Origin of the sequence: Rhodococcus sp. MALMAid1271, from assembly GCF_049195265.1 — a bacterium.
GTDB lineage: Bacteria > Actinomycetota > Actinomycetes > Mycobacteriales > Mycobacteriaceae > Rhodococcoides.
On sequence record NZ_JBMIRQ010000112.1, the window covers coordinates 1 to 3,429 of the forward strand.

The window sequence follows — 3,429 nt, forward strand, 5'->3', positions numbered from 1 at the left end:
CCTTTTGCGTACCTCCAGGTACGCAAAAGGCGCACGACGGGGTGCTATGTCCAGGCCGCCGCGATTGCGTCGATCATGCCGTCGAACTGATGTCCACCGGTCGGGAATTCGATCACTCTCGCCGACGGCAGAACCGTCGAGTTCAGCGCCAGGTGAGAAACGGGAACCACGTCGTCGTCCCCGCAGTGCAGGAGCGCCAGATCTGCTTCGGGCTCGGGGCCGGTGAACGCGTAGTCGGCGACGTCCCACCCTCGCGGAGTCCAGTCCGGCATCGCCAGCAGAGTGGCACGCACGGGCCACGGCCTGTGATGTTCTGCCAAGACCCTGACGAGGATCGACGCGCCGAAGGAATGCGCAATCACCGAATCCTCAGGTCCGAGCCGGTCCAGGTGTCGGCGAACCGGTTCGGCCCAGTCCTCGAAACCCATTGCGGTGTCGGACAGCTCGGGCATCCGAAGGTCGAGACCGAGAGCGTCGGCCAACCCGTGCGCCAGCTCCGCGTCGTCGACGAATCCGCCGGCACCATGAACGAACAGAAGTGCTCCTACCACGCTGGGGTTCCTTTCCGAGGCGATGTTGTCATGGGAGAAGACCGAATTACGGTGATGAATTCACCGGTTGACTCGTATTCGGGGTCCGTGCGAGCATCATTGGCAGCGTCGCGTGTCGATGACGGACTGCGTCAGGCATGGAGGCGTCGTACTGCCCAGGAGGCAGCGAGTGTCCATTTCGTTCGATCACACCATCGTTGTTGCGAAGAACAGTTCCGATTCTGCGGCGTTCTTTCGCGAGCTGTTCGCTCTGCCGGAAGCGTCATCTTGGGGGCCGTTCGTCAACGTGCAACTCACCGATGGAACTCTCGTTCAATTCGCCGAGCCGCCCTTCGACGATATTCAAGTTCAGCACTATGCGTTTCGGGTCAGCGACGATCTGTTCGACGCGGCTTACACCAGGCTGGAAGACCTTGGCGTCGAACAATGGGCCGACCCTCGGATGACCGAACCCGGTAAGGTCAACACCGACCACGGGGGCCGCGGAGTGTATTTCCGCGACCCGACCGGGCACTTCTTCGAGATGCTGACGCACTCGTACCTGCCGACGCCGGGTGAGCCGGTACCGTAGCCACTGTGGCCGAACAACAGCATGTTTCGATGACGAGGACGGCCTACGACACCGTTGCCGAAAGCTATGCCGACCTCGTTCGCGACGAACTCGACGGTAAGCACCTCGAGCACGGTCTGTTGGCGACGTTCGCACAAAGAGTTCCAGTAGGTGAGGTTCTCGAGGTCGGCTGTGGAACCGGCCGCGTCACCGAGCATCTGCACCGACTCGGCCTCGACGTAGCGGGGATGGACTTGTCGCCCAACATGATCGAGGTTGCGCGGCGTGAATACCCACACCTGAGATTCGATGTCGGATCGATGGAGGCACTGGACGCCGGGGACGGAGCCCTCGCTGGCATCGTGGCCTGGTATTCGATCATCCACACGCCGCCCGAGCGGCTGCCAGCGGTATTCGCCGAACTGAACCGAGCGTTGGAAGCAGATGGTCTGCTGCTGCTGGCATTTCAATCCGGCGACGAGCGAGTGCGGCTCGAACATGTTTACGGACACTCGGTCTCGTACGACGCCTACCGACTGGACCCGGACGATATCGAAAAGATGCTGGTCGACGCCGGCTTCGAGATCGAGGTTCGAGTGCACCGGGCTCCGGTGGGATACGAGCCGACACCGCAGGCCTATCTGATGGCGCGCACACGAACGAGACAGTAGTGATCCTCGGACCGGACGCACCGTTGCCCAGTTGTTTCTGTGGCTCGACCTGCCGCGCCGAACAGTCATGCGGCAGGTGATGATTCGGACGCTACGGCGAAGGCTCGGTAGGCGTGAGCTGTGGAACGGCAACATCGAACCCTCCCTGCACCGCATCTTCTTCGACCGCGAGCACGTCGTTCGGTGGGCATGGAACACCTACCGGTCGACGACCGAGCGAGTGCAGCGACTGAGCGTGCGCCGCCCGGAGCTGACGATTGTTCGCTTCCGTTCGCACCGGGACGTGGACGCATGGATTGCGCACCAGCTGATTCCGCTGACCCGGTAATGGTTGTCAGCAGCCCAATCGTGTTGCGAGAGAATCGATCGAGTCGACGCTGTGTGTCCACTCGGCTTCGGCGGTGAGGTCGGTGGTCTGACTGGGACCGTGCTCGAGGGGACGGGCGACGAATGCCGTTGCGAAGCCGCAGCCCGCGGCCGCCGCGAGGTCACTGTTGTGCGCGGCCACCATCATGCACTCGCTCGGCTCGAGATCCAGAAGATCTGCGGTGCGGAGATACGCTTCGGGCATGGGCTTGTAGGCCTGGACAGGTTCTGCTCCGAGGATTGCGTCCCACGGCAGTCCGGCGTTCTTTGCCATGTCGAGCAGCAGCGAGACATTGCCGTTGGAGAGCGGGGCGATGATGAACTCGGTGCGCAGCCGGGTGAGGCCGGGAATCGAATCCGGCCAGGGGTCCAGTCGATGCCACGACCGATTCAACACATCCACGTCGTTGTCGTGCAACCGAACGCCGAACTCCGAGAGCACGAGTCGGAGAGATTCCAGATGCAGTACGTCGAGCCGGGTGAAGGGCCGGCGGCCGGAGCGCACCTCTTCCATCGCCGGTTGGTACAGGCTGCGCCAGCGGTCGGCGAAGGCAACACTGTCGACATCCGGACCACACATGGATCGCACCTCGCGGGCGACGCTGGTGTGCCAGTCGACGACGGTGCCGAACACGTCGAACAGGAGAGCCTTCAACGATCCTTCTTCTTCTTTTTCTTCTTCTTCGTGGATTGCCCGCCGGCGGACAAGAGCGCGCCGGCAAGCGGAATGAGAAGGAAGAACAGCCATTTCTGGTCGAAATCGGTGAGGAAGAACAACGCCAAGGAACCGAAGATGACCAGTGGCATCACCACTGCGGCCCAGTCGACACCGCCGCCGCCGGTGTCGGCCGAAACTTCCGACTTCCCGAGCTGAACGGGCTTGCGGGACGTGTCCGCGGCTGCGGGGAGATCGACGAAGACCTTGTCGAGCTCCCCACGCGTCATGGCGGAAGCGATGCTGGCACTGCGCTCGTCGAACTCGGGAACCGTCAGACGGCCCTCGCTGAAGTGCTGGCTCAACGCCTCGAGTGCTTTTTCCCGGTCGACTGTGCCGATACGAATTTCTGGAGGCTCCGACATGGCTACAGGGTAGCGCGACCCGAGTTTCGAATCAGTGCCGAATTCCGCTTCGAGTCACGGACGTGTCGTCACTTGATTTCGGTGAGGACGGTGCCTTGGGTGATGGCGTCGCCTGCGGTGACGGTCAGGCCGGTGATGGTGCCTGCTTTGTGGGCGTTGACGGGGTTTTCCATTTTCATCGCTTCGAGGACGGCGATGAGGTCTCCTGCTT

Annotated in this window: 7 protein-coding genes; 3 read left to right on the forward strand and 4 right to left on the reverse strand. The window is 62.3% G+C overall.

All coding sequences use genetic code 11. The features are described from left to right. Window positions 1-44: 44 nt before the first annotated feature. Window positions 45-551, reverse strand: a complete 507-nt coding sequence (locus ACOQFP_RS21750; protein ID WP_421585496.1) for an alpha/beta fold hydrolase — start codon at window positions 549-551, stop codon at window positions 45-47. A 169-nt stretch (window positions 552-720) separates the two neighbouring features. Here ACOQFP_RS21750 and ACOQFP_RS21755 point away from each other — a divergent pair, with 169 nt between their 5' ends. Genes ACOQFP_RS21755 through ACOQFP_RS21765 form a run of 3 tightly spaced genes read left to right on the forward strand, consistent with a single transcriptional unit; the run spans window position 721 to window position 2,100 of the window. Next, the gene (locus tag ACOQFP_RS21755) at window positions 721-1,122 is read left to right on the forward strand and encodes a VOC family protein (RefSeq protein WP_421585497.1); all 402 of its coding nucleotides are present in this window, start codon (window positions 721-723) and stop codon (window positions 1,120-1,122) included. A 5-nt stretch (window positions 1,123-1,127) separates the two neighbouring features. Next, entirely contained in the window at window positions 1,128-1,772 is a 645-nt protein-coding gene (locus ACOQFP_RS21760; protein WP_421585498.1) for a class I SAM-dependent DNA methyltransferase, read from the forward strand. A 31-nt stretch (window positions 1,773-1,803) separates the two neighbouring features. Further along, window positions 1,804-2,100: a hypothetical protein gene (locus ACOQFP_RS21765; protein WP_421585499.1), complete on the forward strand. Its 297-nt coding sequence runs from the start codon at window positions 1,804-1,806 to the stop codon at window positions 2,098-2,100. Between the two features lie 6 nt (window positions 2,101-2,106). On the opposite strand, the gene ACOQFP_RS21770 is transcribed toward ACOQFP_RS21765, so the two are convergent. The 3 genes from ACOQFP_RS21770 to ACOQFP_RS21780 form a co-directional block, all read right to left on the reverse strand. Further along, a complete protein-coding gene (locus ACOQFP_RS21770; protein ID WP_421585500.1) occupies window positions 2,107-2,793 on the reverse strand; it encodes a haloacid dehalogenase type II in 687 nt (228 codons plus the stop codon). Beyond that, window positions 2,790-3,218, reverse strand: a complete 429-nt coding sequence (locus tag ACOQFP_RS21775; RefSeq protein ID WP_341245380.1) for a DUF1707 domain-containing protein — start codon at window positions 3,216-3,218, stop codon at window positions 2,790-2,792. The genes ACOQFP_RS21770 and ACOQFP_RS21775 overlap by 4 nt, the downstream gene beginning before the upstream one ends. Window positions 3,219-3,286: 68 nt before the next feature. Beyond that, the coding region (locus ACOQFP_RS21780; protein ID WP_421584262.1) for an acetyl-CoA carboxylase biotin carboxyl carrier protein subunit at window positions 3,287-3,429 on the reverse strand (143 nt) is incomplete at its 5' end.